Origin of the sequence: Microbacterium arabinogalactanolyticum (assembly GCF_030268005.1) — a bacterium.
GTDB lineage: Bacteria > Actinomycetota > Actinomycetes > Actinomycetales > Microbacteriaceae > Microbacterium > Microbacterium arabinogalactanolyticum.
This window is the reverse complement of the sequence record NZ_BRZC01000002.1, coordinates 330,179-344,786: the sequence shown is the minus strand read 5'-3', so window position 1 is coordinate 344,786 and position 14,608 is coordinate 330,179. Positions and strand designations below refer to the sequence as shown.

15 protein-coding genes and 1 tRNA gene are annotated in these 14,608 nt (G+C 69.8%); 8 read left to right on the top strand and 8 right to left on the bottom strand.

What is annotated here, in order from left to right; translation table 11 throughout:
* Positions 1-34: 34 nt before the first annotated feature.
* From MIAR_RS02255 to MIAR_RS02240, 4 genes are all read left to right on the top strand, one after another.
* Complete coding sequence (locus MIAR_RS02255) at positions 35-955, top strand: ACP S-malonyltransferase (protein ID WP_285630596.1); 921 nt, start codon at positions 35-37, stop codon at positions 953-955.
* Entirely contained in the window at positions 952-1,953 is a 1,002-nt protein-coding gene (locus tag MIAR_RS02250) for a beta-ketoacyl-ACP synthase III (protein ID WP_285630593.1), read from the top strand. The genes MIAR_RS02255 and MIAR_RS02250 overlap by 4 nt, the downstream gene beginning before the upstream one ends.
* Positions 1,954-2,016: 63 nt before the next feature.
* On the top strand, positions 2,017-2,265 hold the full coding sequence (locus MIAR_RS02245; RefSeq protein ID WP_193596127.1) for an acyl carrier protein: 249 nt from the start codon (positions 2,017-2,019) through the stop codon (positions 2,263-2,265).
* Between the two features lie 122 nt (positions 2,266-2,387).
* The gene (locus tag MIAR_RS02240; protein ID WP_285630586.1) at positions 2,388-3,623 is read left to right on the top strand and encodes a beta-ketoacyl-[acyl-carrier-protein] synthase family protein; all 1,236 of its coding nucleotides are present in this window, start codon (positions 2,388-2,390) and stop codon (positions 3,621-3,623) included.
* Positions 3,624-3,685: 62 nt separating this feature from the next.
* Here the strand turns inward: MIAR_RS02240 and yczE are convergent, their stop codons facing one another.
* Positions 3,686-4,348, bottom strand: a complete 663-nt coding sequence (yczE, locus tag MIAR_RS02235) for a membrane protein YczE (protein ID WP_285630583.1) — start codon at positions 4,346-4,348, stop codon at positions 3,686-3,688.
* A 95-nt stretch (positions 4,349-4,443) separates the two neighbouring features.
* On the opposite strand from yczE, the gene yczR reads away from it, so the two are divergent.
* Positions 4,444-5,847, top strand: a complete 1,404-nt coding sequence (yczR, locus tag MIAR_RS02230) for a MocR-like transcription factor YczR (protein WP_285630580.1) — start codon at positions 4,444-4,446, stop codon at positions 5,845-5,847.
* 172 nt (positions 5,848-6,019) lie between these two features.
* Here the strand turns inward: yczR and MIAR_RS02225 are convergent, their stop codons facing one another.
* Positions 6,020-6,523 carry a DUF3145 domain-containing protein gene (locus MIAR_RS02225; protein ID WP_285630577.1) on the bottom strand — a complete coding sequence of 168 codons (504 nt, stop codon included), beginning with the start codon at positions 6,521-6,523 and terminating at the stop codon, positions 6,020-6,022.
* Positions 6,524-6,707: 184 nt separating this feature from the next.
* Positions 6,708-7,481: a hypothetical protein gene (locus MIAR_RS02220; protein ID WP_344289100.1), complete on the bottom strand. Its 774-nt coding sequence runs from the start codon at positions 7,479-7,481 to the stop codon at positions 6,708-6,710.
* Between the two features lie 172 nt (positions 7,482-7,653).
* Here MIAR_RS02220 and MIAR_RS02215 point away from each other — a divergent pair, with 172 nt between their 5' ends.
* Together MIAR_RS02215 and MIAR_RS02210 are read left to right on the top strand one after the other, a co-directional pair.
* Complete coding sequence (locus tag MIAR_RS02215) at positions 7,654-9,651, top strand: DUF262 domain-containing protein (protein WP_285630571.1); 1,998 nt, start codon at positions 7,654-7,656, stop codon at positions 9,649-9,651.
* On the top strand, positions 9,651-10,904 hold the full coding sequence (locus tag MIAR_RS02210) for an alpha/beta fold hydrolase (RefSeq protein WP_285630568.1): 1,254 nt from the start codon (positions 9,651-9,653) through the stop codon (positions 10,902-10,904). The genes MIAR_RS02215 and MIAR_RS02210 overlap by 1 nt, the downstream gene beginning before the upstream one ends.
* A 15-nt stretch (positions 10,905-10,919) precedes the next feature.
* Here MIAR_RS02210 and MIAR_RS02205 read toward each other — a convergent pair whose 3' ends face one another.
* The gene (locus tag MIAR_RS02205) at positions 10,920-11,126 is read right to left on the bottom strand and encodes a hypothetical protein (protein WP_285630566.1); all 207 of its coding nucleotides are present in this window, start codon (positions 11,124-11,126) and stop codon (positions 10,920-10,922) included.
* Between the two features lie 199 nt (positions 11,127-11,325).
* On the opposite strand from MIAR_RS02205, the gene MIAR_RS02200 reads away from it, so the two are divergent.
* Positions 11,326-11,589 (top strand): hypothetical protein, encoded by a 264-nt coding sequence (locus MIAR_RS02200; protein ID WP_285630563.1) that lies wholly within the window; start codon positions 11,326-11,328, stop codon positions 11,587-11,589.
* A gap of 39 nt (positions 11,590-11,628) precedes the next feature.
* Here the strand turns inward: MIAR_RS02200 and MIAR_RS02195 are convergent, their stop codons facing one another.
* The 4 genes from MIAR_RS02195 to MIAR_RS02180 form a co-directional block, all read right to left on the bottom strand.
* Positions 11,629-12,693: a hypothetical protein gene (locus tag MIAR_RS02195; protein WP_285630560.1), complete on the bottom strand. Its 1,065-nt coding sequence runs from the start codon at positions 12,691-12,693 to the stop codon at positions 11,629-11,631.
* A 96-nt stretch (positions 12,694-12,789) separates the two neighbouring features.
* A tRNA-Ile gene (locus MIAR_RS02190) sits at positions 12,790-12,863 on the bottom strand.
* A 52-nt stretch (positions 12,864-12,915) separates the two neighbouring features.
* The gene (locus MIAR_RS02185) at positions 12,916-13,947 is read right to left on the bottom strand and encodes a YihY/virulence factor BrkB family protein (RefSeq protein ID WP_285630557.1); all 1,032 of its coding nucleotides are present in this window, start codon (positions 13,945-13,947) and stop codon (positions 12,916-12,918) included.
* The gene (locus MIAR_RS02180; RefSeq protein ID WP_285630553.1) at positions 13,944-14,489 is read right to left on the bottom strand and encodes a gamma carbonic anhydrase family protein; all 546 of its coding nucleotides are present in this window, start codon (positions 14,487-14,489) and stop codon (positions 13,944-13,946) included. Before MIAR_RS02180 ends, MIAR_RS02185 begins: the two co-directional genes overlap by 4 nt.
* Between the last annotated feature and the right edge of the window lie 119 nt (positions 14,490-14,608).

Below are 14,608 nucleotides of genomic sequence, written 5' to 3'. Positions count from 1 at the left end.
ACTGTCGCGTCGCCATCGTTGACAGAATGGATGGGTGATCGTCGTCGCCTGCCCTGGACAGGGCTCCCAGACCCCCGGATTCCTCGCACCCTGGCTCGAGCTGGACGGCGTCGCCGAGCAGCTCGCCGCGTACTCCGACGCCGCTGAGGTCGATCTGATCAAGCACGGCACGGAGTCCGACGCCGACACCATCCGCGACACACGCATCGCGCAGCCGCTGATCGTCGCGGCGTCGATGGTCGCCGCCAAGCAGCTCGTTCTCCGCTCCGGCCGCCGCGCCGACGGCGCGGCCGGTCACTCGGTCGGCGAGCTCGCCGCGCTCGTCGGCGCCGGCGTGATCAGCGCCGAGGACGCGATGCGCCTGGTCGGCATCCGCGGACGGGCGATGGCGGATGCTGCGGCGCAGGCCGCGACAGGCATGAGCGCGGTTCTCGGCGGCGACGCCGACGAGGTGCTCGCCCTGCTCGACGACCTGGAGCTCGCCCCCGCCAACTACAACGTCGCCGGGCAGATCGTGGCCGCAGGCGCCTTGGAGAGCCTCGCGAAGCTCGCGGAGAGCGCTCCACGCGGCGTCCGCGTCATGCCGCTGCAGGTGGCCGGCGCCTTCCACACCTCCTACATGGGATCCGCGGTGGAGACGCTTCGCGCCGCCGTCGACGACGTCGAGGCGAACGACCCGACGATCACTCTCTGGTCGAACCGCGACGGCGCCGTCGTGGCCGACGGACGCGACGCTCTCGACCGCATCGTCACCCAGGTGTCCTCGCCGGTCCGCTGGGACCTGTGCATGGAATCGATGGCCCAGGCGGGTATCACCGGCTTCATCGAGGTCGCCCCGGCCGGCGCGCTCGTCGGCCTCGCAAAACGCGGCCTGAAGGGCGTGCCCAACGTCGCCGTGAAGACCCCTGACGACCTCGACGCAGCAGTCGCGCTGCTGAACGGAGAAGCAGCATGAGCGCCACCATCACCCAGGCCACCGGAGCCGCGCACACCCGGATCTACTCCGTCGGTGCCGCGCGCGGGGAGAACGCCGTCCCGAACGACGACCTGGTCGGCCCCATCGACTCCAGCGATGAGTGGATCCGCCAGCGCACCGGCATCATCACGCGCGCTCGCGCCGTGCCCGAGACGGACGCGATCGATCTCTCCTCCGCCGCGGCGGCCGAGGCCGTGCAGCGCTCCGGAGTCGACCCGGCGGACATCGACCTCGTCATCGTCGCCACCATCAGCAACCCCAAGCAGACGCCCTCGGTGTCGGCGATCGTCGCCGACCGCATCGGCGCGAATCCCGCTGCCGCATACGACGTCAACGCCGCCTGTGCCGGCTACGCCTATGCCGTGGCGCAGGCCGACGCGCTCATCCGCGCGGGCGCCGCGCACTACGCCGTCGTGGTCGGCGCGGAGAAGCTGTCCGACATCGTCGACCCGACCGACCGCAGCATCTCCTTCCTGCTCGGAGACGGCGCGGGCGCGGTGGTCATCGGCCCCAGCGAGACCCCCGGCATCTCCGCCACCGTGTGGGGCTCCGACGGGTCCAAGGCCGACCTCGTCGGCATGAACCACACGCTCACCGAGTTCCGTGACGGGACCTCCCCGTGGCCGACCCTCCGCCAGGAAGGACCCCGCGTGTTCCGCTGGGCCGTCTGGGAGATGGCCAAGGTCGCCCGTGAGGCCCTCGAGAAGGCCGGCATCGAAGCATCCGACCTCGCCGCCTTCATCCCGCACCAGGCGAACCTGCGCATCGTGGAGGAGTTCGCCAAGCAACTGAAGCTCCCCGAGACCACCGTCATCGCACGCGATATCGAGACGACCGGCAACACCTCGGCCGCCTCGATCCCCCTTGCCACCCACCGTCTGCTCGAAGAGCACCCCGAGCTCAGCGGTGGTCTGGCGCTGCAGATCGGCTTCGGCGCAGGGCTCGTCTTCGGCGCGCAGGTGGTGGTGCTCCCCTGATCGGGAGCGCCTTCCCTAGACTGTTCACCGGTTCCGAAACCATTCCGAGAAAGAGGAAACACCATGGCTCTCACCACCGACGAGGTCCTCGCAGGACTTGCTGAGCTGGTCACCGACGAGACCGGCATCGACGCATCCGAGGTCGCGATGGAGAAGTCGTTCACCGACGACCTCGACATCGACTCGATCTCGATGATGACGATCGTCGTCAACGCCGAGGAGAAGTTCGGCGTGACCATCCCCGACGACGAGGTCAAGAACCTCAAGACGGTCGCCGACGCCGTCAACTTCATCGTCGCCGGCCAGGAGTAAGCACCACCGCGGATGCCACCCCCGCCGGCCCTGCACTCGACAGGCTCAGCAGCCGGTCGATGGGCGCGGGGCGTGGCATCCTCCTTTTCCCTGAACCACCTCCCTCCTCACGAAGGACCTTCATGACCAAGCGCATCGTCGTCACCGGTATCGGCGCCACGTCCGCTCTGGGCGGCACGGCCCCAGAGAACTGGGCCAATCTGCTCGCAGGCAAGTCCGGTACGCGCACGCTGGAGCACGACTGGATCGAGAAGTACCAGATCCCCGTGCACTTCGCCGCCGAGGCGACCGTCCGCCCCGAGGAGGTGCTCCCCCGTCACGAGGCCAAGCGCCTTGACCCCTCGACCCAGTTCGCGATGATCGCCGCCCGTGAGGCCTGGGAGGACGCCGGTTCTCCCGAGGTCGCTCCGGAGCGCCTCGGCATCGACTGGGCCACGGGCATCGGCGGCGTGTGGACGCTGCTGGACGCCTGGGACACGCTGCGTGAGAAGGGACCGCGCCGGGTCATGCCGCTGACGGTTCCGATGCTGATGCCCAACGCCGGTGCGGGAAACCTGTCGCTGCACTTCAACGCCAAGGCTTTCGCACGCACGGTCGTCAGCGCCTGCGCCTCCAGCACGGAGTCGATCGCGAACGCCTACGACCACCTGCAGGACGGGCTCGCCGACGTGATCATCGCCGGTGGCGCGGAGTCCGCGATCCACCCGATCACCATGGCGTCCTTCGCCTCAGCACAGGCCCTGTCCCGTCGCAACGACGACCCGGCCACCGCCTCCCGCCCCGGCGCCATCGACCGCGACGGCTTCGTCATGGGCGAGGGCGGCGCGGCACTGGTCCTCGAGACCGAGGAGCACGCCAAGGCCCGCGGCGCGAAGATCTACGCCTACCTGGTGGGCGGCGGCGTCTCCGCCGACTCGTACCACATCACCGGCAACGACCCCGAGGGCGCGGGCGCGGCCCGTGCCGTCGAGCAGGCGCTGCAGCAGGCGGGTGCCTCCGCGGACGAGGTCTCGCACATCAACGCGCACGCCACGTCCACCCCTGTCGGCGACCCGAACGAGTACGAGGCGCTCAAGCGCGTGTTCGGCGACCGCATCGACGAGATCCCCGTCTCCGCGACCAAGGCGTCGACCGGGCATCTGCTGGGCGGCACCGGCGCGCTCGAAGCCGTGTACACGATCCTCGCGCTGCGCGACCGCGTCGCGCCGCCGACCATCAACATGACCGAGCCCGACCCGGCCGTCCCGTTCAAGCTCTCGACCTCGCCGCAGCCGCTCGGCGACGGCGATCTGCTCGCGATCAGCAACTCGTTCGGCTTCGGCGGCCACAACGCCGTCGTCGCGTTCCGCAGCGCCTGAGCCGGCTCCTGCAGCAGGACGCCCCCGGGGGATCCCCGGGGGCGTCCTGCTCTCTCGCGCCGTCAGTCCACCGGGCGGGCGAGCGCAAGGGCGCGGGATGCCCGGATGCGGGTGAACACCGCGAGGAACCAGCCGACGAGCGGTCCCACTCCGAACGCGAACAGCACGGTCCCCACGCCGACCGGACCGCCCAGCAGGAAGCCGATGAGCAGGACGCCTCCCTCGAGCACCGTGCGGACCATCCACACCGGACGCCCCGTCCGCGCCACCAGTCCGGTCATCAATCCATCGCGGGGCCCTGGTCCGAAGTCGGCGGAGATGTAGAGTCCGGTGGCGAACGCCAGCAGCACCAGTCCGCCGACGAACATGGGCACGCCGATCCAGATCGAGGGCGCAGGAGGAACCAGCCCGAGCGTGAGATCGGCGCTGGGCCCGATCAGCACGGCGTTGAGCACCGTGCCGATCCCCAGGCGCTGACGCAGCGGGATCCACAGCAGGAGCACGACGGCGGCCACCAGGCAGGTCACCACCCCGAATCCGAGGCCGGTGCGATCGGCGATGCCCACGGCCAGCACGTCCCAGGGCGCCACGCCGATGCCCGCCCGCACCATCAGGGCCATGGCCGCGCCGTACAGGATGAGCCCGGACAGCAGCTGCGTGAGCCGCTCGACGAGTTCGCGTCGGCTCGCGGCTGCGATGGGCATGAGAATCGACCGTGCGTTCATGAGTCCATGCTGATGCCGCATCAGACGCCGCCGACGAGACCACTCCTCACAAAGTGGTCTGCTGATCTCGGGCCACTTTGCGGCATGCTGGGGACATGACATCACGACTGGTCGATCAGCTCGGCGCCCAGAGCGTGGCGGGCGCGAGTGCCGCGGGCCTGGCGGATCAGATCCGCGCACTGATCCTGGACGGACGGATCACCGTCGGCGAGCGATTGCCCAGCGAACGCGCGCTGGCGACCGAGCTGCGCCGCTCGCGCTCCACCGTGACCCGAGCCTACGATCTGCTCGCCGCCGCCGGATACGCGACGCGTGTGCACGGAGGCGGCACCCGCGTGGCGCTGCCGAGCGGATCCGTCGCGCCGGTTCCTTCCGACGACGCGGGCGCGATCGACCTGTCCATCGCGTCGATGGACTCGACCCCCGGGCTCTACGACGCCACCGTGCGGTCACTGCCGCGGCTCGCCGCGCTGCGCGGCACGAGCGGATACTCGCTGCAGGGACTGCCGGAGCTGCGGGACGCCGTGGCGCAGCGCTTCACCCAGCGCGGCGTTCCGACATCCGCCGAGGAGATCATGATCACCTCGGGGGCGCTGAACGCCATGAACCTCATCCTGGCGGCGATCGGTCGACGAGGAGAGCGCGCCCTGGTCGAGCAGCCCACCTTCCCGCATGCGCTGGAGTCGCTGCGCCGCCACGGCTATCGGCTGCTGCCGACCCCGGTCGACGTCGACGGCTGGGACACCGCTCACCTCATGGATCTGCTGCTGCGCAGTCGTCCTCACATGGCGTACCTCATCGCCGACTTCCACAACCCCACCGGGGCCACCCTGCCCGATGCCGCACGCTCGAGGGTCGCCGCCACAGCACGCAGCGCGGGAACGCACCTCATCGTCGACGAGACGACGGCGGAACTCGACATCGACCGGGGCTGGACCCCGGTGCCGATGGCAGCATTCGGTCCCCACGTGCTCACGATCGGATCGATGTCGAAGATCGCCTGGGGCGGTATGCGCCTGGGCTGGATCAGAGCGGAACCCGGGATCATCGCGCGACTGCTCGCCGTTCGCCCCTCGTTCGAACTGGGGACCGCGTTGCTGGAGCAGTGCATCGCAATCGAACTGCTCGACGACATGCCTGCGCTCCTCGGGCATGTGCGCGAGCGGCTGCACGCGGGCCGCGAGGCCGTGGCCGCAGGCGTCGCCCGACTGCACGGTCTCACGATGCCCACCACCCCCGGGGGCCTCTCGACCTGGCTGGATCTCGGCGCACCGATCTCGACGAGACTGGCGCTCAGCGCGCGGGAGCACGGGCTGATCCTGCCGCCCGGTCCGCGCTTCGCGCTGGGAGGGGTCCTGGAGCGACGCCTCCGGATCCCGATCACGCTCACGCCCGAGCGCACGGCTGCGGCCATGGACCGGCTGGCCGCAGCCTGGACCGCCGTAGGCGACCGCACCGCCGAGAGTGCGCTCCCCCTGCAGCGCACAGCGGTGATCTGATGCCGGGATCGTCCGGGCATGACGAAGCCCCCTGCTTCCCCGCAGGGGGCTTCAGTCGTTATGCGGAGGATTCGCTTTCTCGGCATCCGGGAGGTGATCACCGGATCCCGTTACTCGGGCCTCCTCCGCACGTCTCTGGGTCGCGCGGCTACCCGACCCACCAGCGGAGCGGCTACCCCACCTTGTGGAGCCACACGACACGCGCATCGTCGCCGGCGTGGCGGAAGGGCTCCAGCTCCTCGTCCCACGCGGCACCGAGGGCGACGTCGAGCTCCCGCTGCAGCTCGACCATGCTGCCCGCCGCGATCTCCATCGCGTAGCGGATGCGGTCCTCGCCGATCACCACATTGCCCGCGGAGTCGGTCTGCGCGTAGTGGATGCCGAGGTCGGGCGTGTGCATCCAGCGACCGCCGTCGTTCCCGGCCGTCGGGTCCTCGGAGACCTCGAAGCGCAGGTGCTCCCAGCCGCGGATGGCCGTCGCGATGGCGGAGCCTGTGCCGACCGGCCCGTCCCAGTAGAACTCGGCGCGTCGGGTGCCCGACTGCACCGGCTGATCGCTCCAGTCGAAACTGACGGCGCGACCGATAGCGCGTCCGACCGCCCATTCGAGGTGCGGGCAGAGCGCGCGTGGGGCGGAGTGGACGTACACCACTCCGCGTGCGTATCCCGTCGCCATGATCTCTCCGTTTCATCAGGTGCGTCTTCCCCTACGACCTGACCGAAGAACCTCGGCGAGCTATGCGGTTATGAGGCGATTATCGCCCAGATCCCGGGGAATGACAAGCATGTGATTCCCCCGGATGCGGCAACGGCCCCGGTCCGCGAGGGACCCGGGGCCGCTGCGATGCGGATGCGGGGACTCAGGCCTCGCTCATGGCGAGCTTGGCCTGCTGGCCCTTGGCCGCGTAGTAGGCGGCACGGGCGGCGTCCTTGCGGGCCTGCTCGGCGTAGCCGTGCTCGAGCACGTCCTGCGGAACCTCGAACTGGGTGTGCTGGTCGGTGCCGTGGTACTTCTCGATGTAGGCGTCCAGCTCCGGACCCGAGGTCCACGAGGTGATCAGGTTGTAGCGCGGCTCGGTGCCGTTGTGCGTGGTGGCGTGCCACAGGCGCTGCGTGTCGATGATCAGCTGCGCGCCGGCGGGCAGCGCGATGCGCACCTCGCCCTGGGGGTCGGTGCGGTTCTCGCGCAGGACGAAGAAGCTGTCCTTGTCGTCGGTCAGGTTGAAGAAGCCGCGCACGACCCAGCCGGTGCCGTCCGGGTTGAGGCGGTTGTTGTCGTCCTGGTGGAGGTTGTAGAGGCAGTCGCCGTAGGGCGTGGGCTGCAGCTCGATCACGCGGCAGCGGCCGACGTTCGCACCCGGCTCCTTGGCCCGGCGGGTCAGGTTGGGAGCCTTCTCGACCTGCGAGTCGATCCAGACGCCGTCCTTGTCGGTGCGCGGCGGCTTGTGGTTCCAGAAGCCGTTGCACTCGATCTCGCCCTTGGCGCTCGCAAGCGGAGCGAAGCGGGTGTCACCCGAGGACTTCCAGTCGTTGTACTCCAGGTCCAGCCACTCCTTGGGGTCGAGTTCCTGGGCGTAGCTGTCGAGGATGACGAATCCCTTTTCCTCGAGGGCTTCGGACTTGATGTATCCCATGATCCGAGTCATGTCCTTTCGTAGCGGGCCAGCACGTTTTAACAGGCCCTACTTAGGTAAGCCTACATCGGGCTCCTGAACACGCCCCAGAGGCCGACCGGAGAAAATCGGGCCGGACTAGACTCGTCCCGGCAGCGTTCATCTGCCCGCTGATCGGAGGATTCACGCAGTGATGGCAACGGCGACCAATGTCGACGCGACCGCGACGGGCACCATCGAATGGCTCGCAGCCCCCACGACCAACATCGTCGTCCCGGTGTATCAGCGCCAGTACCGCTGGGACATCGGCGCCTGCGAGAAGCTGCTCTCCGATGTCCGAACCGTCGCGGGCGAAGGGACCGATCACCGGCATTTCATCGGGTCGATCCTGTCGGCCGAGGACGCCGCCGGCGGAGATCTGGTGCTGATCGACGGACAGCAGCGCGTGACCACGATCATGCTGCTGATCGCGGCTCTGCACCACACCATCCGCGAGACCGACCCGGTGATGGCATCGGATCTGGAGCGGGTCCTGGTGCGCGCGGATGACGCTTCGCGCACCAAGCTGCGCCCGCACCATGCGTGGGCCGATCTCTACGAGTCCGTGGTCCTGGACCGACGCGACGACGGCGACCGGGAGTCGCGCTTCGACGACAACTACGCGTTCTTCCGCAGCCAGGTGCACGCCGACGAGGCCGCAGGCATCTGGCAGGGCCTCCAGCGACTCGAGCACGTCTCGATCACGCTCGGCTCCTCGGCCAACGCGCAGCAGATCTTCGAGAGCCTGAACTCCACCGGCCAGCCGCTGCGGGACCACGAGCTGATCCACAACTACATCCTGATGGGCCTCTCGCACGCGGAGCAGCTCGACGTCGAGGAGCGGTTCTGGCTGCCGATCGAGCGGCACACCGGGGAGACCATCGGCGCGTTCTGGCGGCACTACCTGATGATGACGATGGGCCGCGAGATCGACGCCGCCGGCGAGCACGGCGTGTACGCCGCTTTCCGCGGGTCGTTCCCCCGCCTGGACGTCGAGCACCTGCGCGCGGATGCCGGCCTCTGGCGCGAGTACGCCGAGATCTACGGCATCCTGCTGGACCCCTCAGGAGAGCCGGACGACGGCATCCGGCTGCAGCTGGAGCACGTGAACACGTTCGGGCGCACCTCCTATCCGCTGGTGATGAGCGCCTACGGCGACCATCGACGCGGGCTGATCAGCCGCGAGGAGCTGATCGAGGTGCTCGAGTGGGTGCAGGCGCTGTTCCTGCGCCGCGCCATCGTCGGGCTGCCCACCGACCGCCTGATCGCCCGACTCTGCCGCGCCCGCGCGCAGGGCCGGGAGTCCCTCATGCGCGCGATCGCCCGGATCACCCCATCTGACGAGCGCGTCAGCGCCGTGCTCAAGTACGGCGAGCTCCCCCACCCGGCATACGTGCTCGGCCGCATCGAGGGCGTCCAGGACGTCACCGACTTCGACGTCGAGGCGATCGTGCCGCCGGTGCCCGCCACCACGTGGAGCGGCGACGGCATCCGCCCGTGGACCGAGTACAGCGAGGACGAGCAGAACAGCCACCGCGCGCTGTCCCCGACGCTCGGCAACCTCACTCTGCTCGAGGAATCGCTCACCATGCGCGTGTTCGGGGCATCCTTCCCCGACAAGCGCGACCAGGCCTACGCCCGCAGCGCCGTTCCCGCCACGCGCGAGCTGGCGGATGTCGCCGCCTGGGGCACCGCCGCGATCTCGGCGCGGACCGTGCGGCTCTCGGCGGAGCTGGTGCGCATCTGGGCACGCCCCGACGTCGGCGAGATCGACGACGACGGCCTGACACCGGTGCTGGACGCCGTGCGCCGGCGCGGATGGCCGGCCGGCTGGGATCGCGAGTTCGACTACTGCGAGTACCGCGGCGAGCACTGGGAGGTCAAGGACGTCAAGGCGCTGTTCAACCGCGTCTTCCGGCGCGCCTGGACCGATGACCGTCCGGCCGCCCTCGCCTACAGCGCGCGCCACGGCGGACCGCTGTACGAGTCGATGGCCTGGAAGGGCCACTGGGACACCCTCGCCGAGGGCTGCCATCTCTACATGGGATGGGACTCGAACTACATGATGACCGCTCTGCAGGGGGTGCTGGAGGAATCCGGCATCGCCGCAGAGGTGTTCGTGAAGTACTCCTACATCGGGAACGTGATGTGATGACGACGAAGACGACGATCCGCCGCATGCAGGGCCTGACGATCGAGGAGCACACCCTCACCGTCCCGCTGGTGTGGGATGACCCGAGCGACACCCGCACCATCGACGTGTTCGCGGCAGTCGTCGCCCGTGAGGGCGGCGAAGACCTGCCGTACCTGCTCTTCCTGCAGGGAGGGCCGGGCCACGAGGCACCGCGCGCGTTCCAGAACTCGTCGTCACCCGCCTGGCTGGATGCGGCTCTCAAGGAGCACCGTGTCGTCCTGCTCGACCAGCGCGGCACCGGCCGCTCGACGCCGGTCGGAGACCGCGATCTGGAGCGGGAATCGGATGCCGTCGCCGAGCACCTCACGCATCTGCGCGCCGATTCGATCGTGCGCGACGCGGAAGCCGTCCGCGAGCACCTGGGCGCTGAGACCTGGAACGTGCTCGGGCAGTCCTTCGGCGGCTTCACCACACTCGCCTATCTGTCGACGGATGCCGCATCGCTCGACCGTGTGTACTTCACCGGCGGACTCAGCACGATCGACCGCACCCCGGACGAGGTGTACGCGCTCTGCTACGACAAGATGCGAGACGCCTCGGAGCGCTACTACCGGCGCTTCCCCGAGCACCGCGACCGCATGCGCCGGTTGGTCGACCTCGCGGCATCCGGCGGCATCGTGCTGCCCGGCGGCGAGGTGGTCTCCCCCTCGCGCCTGCGCTCGTTCGGCTCGGCGCTGGGCACCAACGACGGCTGGCAGACGGTCTGGTCACTGCTGGAGCTGGACCCTGCGTCGAACGCCTTCCGGTACGACCTCGCCGCGGCCATGCCGTTCGACGGCCGCAATCCGCTGTACTTCGTCTTCCACGAGTCCAGCTACGCCTCGGGGCACGTCACCCGCTGGTCCGCCGAACGGGTGGAGCCGGCCGACTTCGTCGAGGACACATCGCTGTTCACGGGTGAGCACGTGCGCCAGGAGTGGACGGAGACGGTTCCCGCGTTCCAGCCGTGGCGCGACGTGGCGCTGGCGCTCGCCGAGCACGAGTGGCCGAGGATCTACGACCGCGCCGCACTCGAGGCATCCGATGCGCGAGGAGCCGCCGCCGTCTACGTCAACGACGTGTACGTGCCGATGGAGTTCTCGCTCGAGACCGCCCGGCTGCTGCCCGGCGTGACCCCGTGGGTCACCAGCGAGCACGAGCACAACGGACTCCGCGGCGGGCCCGTCCTGGAGCACCTCATCGATCTCGCGCACGGGCGCCGCGTGCGCTGACCCCCGGTCCGCGACTCAGAGCTCGCGCTCGTCCTCGGCGTCGTCGGGGACGTCCACGGACTGCTCGGCGACGTCCGCAGGATCGGCCTCGACGCCGTCCGGGAGCGCCGGCGACGCGGTCCGCTCCGGATCGTCCGGCTCGTCCCAGTGATCCCTGTCCTGCTCCAGACGGTCTCCTTCGGCTGCCTGGCCGGAGAGCTCGTCGTCCGTCCTGCCGTTCATGTGCCCGCTCCTTCCCTCGTCCTGACCTCCAGGATCCCTCCTGGTGGTCTCCCACGGTAGGGGGCTGCGGATGCGTGGCGTCAACCCCGGTGCGGGATGCGCGCCACCCGCATAGCCTGTCGACGAGGCCTGACGGACGGTCGGACACCGTCCTGTCAAGGCGCTTCCCGCATCGGGTCTCTCGCGCGACACTCGCCCCATGACAGAGACGACTCACGAACCCGCAGACGAAGAGCAGCCCAGCACGGACGACCTGGAGGAGCCGAGCACGGAGAAGGAGCCCGACGAGGAGCCGAAGGCCCCCACGCGGAACGATCCGGAACCGGACCACCAGGCGGTCGGGATCGGCGTGATCGGCGGCCCCCAGACCGACACGGACGACGGCCGGACCCCGGATCAGGGCACCGCCGCGGACAGCGAAGGCCGGAAGGACGACACGCCCGGCCTGGACGAGCAGCCCTGAGGAGCGATCAGACCTCTCCGTCTCCGAGCGGTGGGCGCCTCACTCGCAGGCGCCCGGCGCCGGGACGTCATGGATGATCGCCCACTCGGCCTGCAGTTCATCGTCGTACCTGGGGCGAGGCCCGGGTACGTCTGGAGCGCAGCCGGACGTACTGATGCCGCCGACGACGTCGCCCGGGCGACCAGCGATCGTCAGACCGTAGTCCGCACCGCCCGGCGCCGCGGCTTCGAGGATCGCGCGGATCGTCGGCCAGCCGGATGTCCCGGTCACGGGCTGACCCGGAGCGCCCGCCGGAATCAGGTCGGTCGGGACCCGGAGCCGGAGCATCGGTGACCGCACCGGATCCGCGTCCATGGTGAAGGCGAGCTCGCGGTCCGGATCGTCGTTCGACAAGGTCCGGTAGACCGTCTCGAGGTGCCCCAGCGCGTCATACAGCGTCGCCGGTATGGGTGCCTCGACGGAGCTGGCGCCGTTCGTCGCAGAGGAACCGCTGCCGATCTCCAGCACGAGACCGTCGCTCCTCGTGCGCATCCCGAACTCGTCGAGAAGCGCCGCCTGCTCCGCGGGCGAGAGCCCGTCCTGGGCGATGGAGATCCGCGGAGTGTCGGCGACGGATGCGACGATCGGCACTCCCCGGGTCGCGCGTCCCAGCCACTCCTGCACGAACGCGACGCTCGGGGCTGGTGCGCCGGGAGCAACCGAGAACGAGGCCTCGCTGCGTCCCGACACGGTCACCTGCAAGGGTGTCGCACGCGAGCCCTGGATCGCGTACTCCTCCGCCCCGCCGGGCTCTGACGACAACCAGGCGGCGACGAGGGTGCGGGCCTGCTCGGCCGTGGCCCCGTCCTCGAGCTCCACCGCCGTCCTCCGCCTGATGCCGGCATCGAACCCGCCGTCATCGACCACGCACGACGCCGTGCTCACGCCGGGCAGCGGCTCCAGCGCCTCGCACGTCGCCGCCACCGCACGCTCCGCCGCGGAGACGTCGAGCGGTGACGAGCAGCCCGTGAGAGCCAATGCCGCCACGAGCCCTCCGATGACCCAGAACCGTCTCGCCGTGCGGACCTCGATCGACGGCCGCATGGCCCTCCCTTCCCAGCCCATGTCGCCCATCGTAGGGGACCGCAAAACGGTCGCCCGCAGCCATGGACGCTCCTCTCGGAACCGCGTGCACATGCGGTGGAGAGAAGCCGATGTCGGTAGGGCGGGCGGGACTTGAACCCGCGATCGTTGGGTTATGAGCCCACTGCCTTCACCAGCTTGGCCACCGCCCCGTAGAGCACCAGCCTACCGGTGCTGCACCGCGCGCATCGTCCTCGGACGATGTCAACGCCGGGAGCGCCGGAATCGGCGGGCCTCGCGCTCGTCCCGGAGGTCGTTCACGGCGTTCCGCTCCATCCTGGTGGTGTCGCGCAGTTCGACCTGCAGCTCACGCTCCGCGGGACGTCCGGCACGCAGCTCACGGAGGCGCTCCAGTTCTGCGTCGACCAGCGCCCCGAGCAGGAGCGCCATGTTCCCGATCCACAGCCACACGAGGAAGATGATGATCCCGGCGAACGACCCGTAGATCCAGTCGTAGTGCGCCACAGCGGCGACGTAGTACTCGAACCCGAACGACGCCAGCGCGAAGACCAGCACCGCCACCGCCGCACCGATGCTGACCAGGCGGAAGTGCGCGTGGGCGATGTTCGGCGCGAAGTAGTAGAGCACGGCGATCACGAGGACGATCACCAGGACCAGCGCAGGCCAGCGGGCCACCGCCCACACGCTCAGCGCCACCTCCCCGGCTCCCAGCGCCCGTCCCAGGGACTCGGCGAGCGGTCGGCTGAGCCCCGCGATCACGGCGGCCAGCGCCACCAGGGCGAACACCGCGAGCGTGACCAGCAGGTGGATCGGCTTCGCCTTCCACAGCACCCTCCCCTCGGGCACGCCGTAGATCCGGTTGATCGCACGGCCGAGCGCCGTCACGTAGCGCGCGACGGACCAGAGGGCGAGGAGCAGCGACAGCACCAGCACCCAGCCCGAGCCGCCGAGCGACGCCACCTTCTCCAGCGCTCGGCCGATGCCGACGAGCGCGGCGGGCGCGAGCACGTCCTTCGCCACGTCGAGCACGGCACGCACGCCGTCCCCTCTGCTCCCGACCATCCCGATCAGCGAGAACGCGGCCACCAGCGCCGGGATGAGGGCCAGCACCGCGTAGAAGGTCAGGCCGGCGGCCGCATCCGGCGCCGTCGTCCGAAAGAACCCCCGGGCGACCCGCCGCACGACGAACGCGACCTGTCCGCCCCGTGGACTCGCGGACGACCTGTCCCCGTCCCCGCGCTCGGACCGCCGCACGGCGCGTCGTGCGCCGCTCACGATGGGTGGCGGGAATCAGCCGCCGCATGCGTGTCGATGTGGCCGAGGTAGATCTCGGCGTTGGCGATGAGCCCCTGGCGCTCCTCGTCGGTCAGTGCGCGGCGCACCTTCGCCGGGACGCCGGCGACCAGCGAGCCGTCCGGCACCTCGGTGCCGCCGAGGACCACCGCGCCGCCCGCCACCAGGCATCCGCGGCCGATCACCGCACCGCTGAGCACGACCGCGCCCATCCCGATGAGCGAGCCGTCACCGATCGTGCAGCCGTGGACGACGGCGTTGTGTCCGATCGAGACGCGTTCGCCGATCTGCACGCCATGTCCGCTGTCGACGTGCACGGACACGTTGTCCTGCACGTTGCTGTCCGCGCCGACCATGATCGGGGCGGAGTCCCCGCGCAGCACGGCGTTGTACCAGACGCTGGCGCGCGAGCCCAGGGTGACGGCCCCGACGATGCGGGCGCCGTCCGCCACGAAGGAGTCCTCCGCCAGCTGCGGTGCGCGGTCGGAGAGGGCGAGGACGGATGCCGTGGCTGCGATGCTCATGTAGGTGAGACTACCCTCAGAACCGCGGAATCACGCGGCAGAATGCCCCGGTAAGCGTTGCCTTCGCTTGCTTGCGGAATGTTCTCCGATGAGTAGCGTTGACGACATCAAGCCCGTTT

Excerpts from the sequence above, each read along its gene's own strand:
- MIAR_RS02250 (WP_285630593.1), top strand. The coding sequence starts at position 952 with ATGAGCGCCACCATCACCCAGGCCACCGGAGCCGCGCACACCCGGATC.
- MIAR_RS02245 (WP_193596127.1), top strand. The coding sequence starts at position 2,017 with ATGGCTCTCACCACCGACGAGGTCCTCGCAGGACTTGCTGAGCTGGTC.
- MIAR_RS02240 (WP_285630586.1), top strand. The coding sequence starts at position 2,388 with ATGACCAAGCGCATCGTCGTCACCGGTATCGGCGCCACGTCCGCTCTG.
- yczE (WP_285630583.1), bottom strand. The coding sequence starts at position 4,348 with ATGAACGCACGGTCGATTCTCATGCCCATCGCAGCCGCGAGCCGACGC.
- yczR (WP_285630580.1), top strand. The coding sequence starts at position 4,444 with ATGACATCACGACTGGTCGATCAGCTCGGCGCCCAGAGCGTGGCGGGC.
- MIAR_RS02225 (WP_285630577.1), bottom strand. The coding sequence starts at position 6,523 with ATGGCGACGGGATACGCACGCGGAGTGGTGTACGTCCACTCCGCCCCA.
- MIAR_RS02220 (WP_344289100.1), bottom strand. The coding sequence starts at position 7,481 with ATGGGATACATCAAGTCCGAAGCCCTCGAGGAAAAGGGATTCGTCATC.
- MIAR_RS02215 (WP_285630571.1), top strand. The coding sequence starts at position 7,654 with ATGGCAACGGCGACCAATGTCGACGCGACCGCGACGGGCACCATCGAA.
- MIAR_RS02210 (WP_285630568.1), top strand. The coding sequence starts at position 9,651 with ATGACGACGAAGACGACGATCCGCCGCATGCAGGGCCTGACGATCGAG.
- MIAR_RS02205 (WP_285630566.1), bottom strand. The coding sequence starts at position 11,126 with ATGAACGGCAGGACGGACGACGAGCTCTCCGGCCAGGCAGCCGAAGGA.
- MIAR_RS02200 (WP_285630563.1), top strand. The coding sequence starts at position 11,326 with ATGACAGAGACGACTCACGAACCCGCAGACGAAGAGCAGCCCAGCACG.
- MIAR_RS02195 (WP_285630560.1), bottom strand. The coding sequence starts at position 12,693 with ATGGGCTGGGAAGGGAGGGCCATGCGGCCGTCGATCGAGGTCCGCACG.
- MIAR_RS02180 (WP_285630553.1), bottom strand. The coding sequence starts at position 14,489 with ATGAGCATCGCAGCCACGGCATCCGTCCTCGCCCTCTCCGACCGCGCA.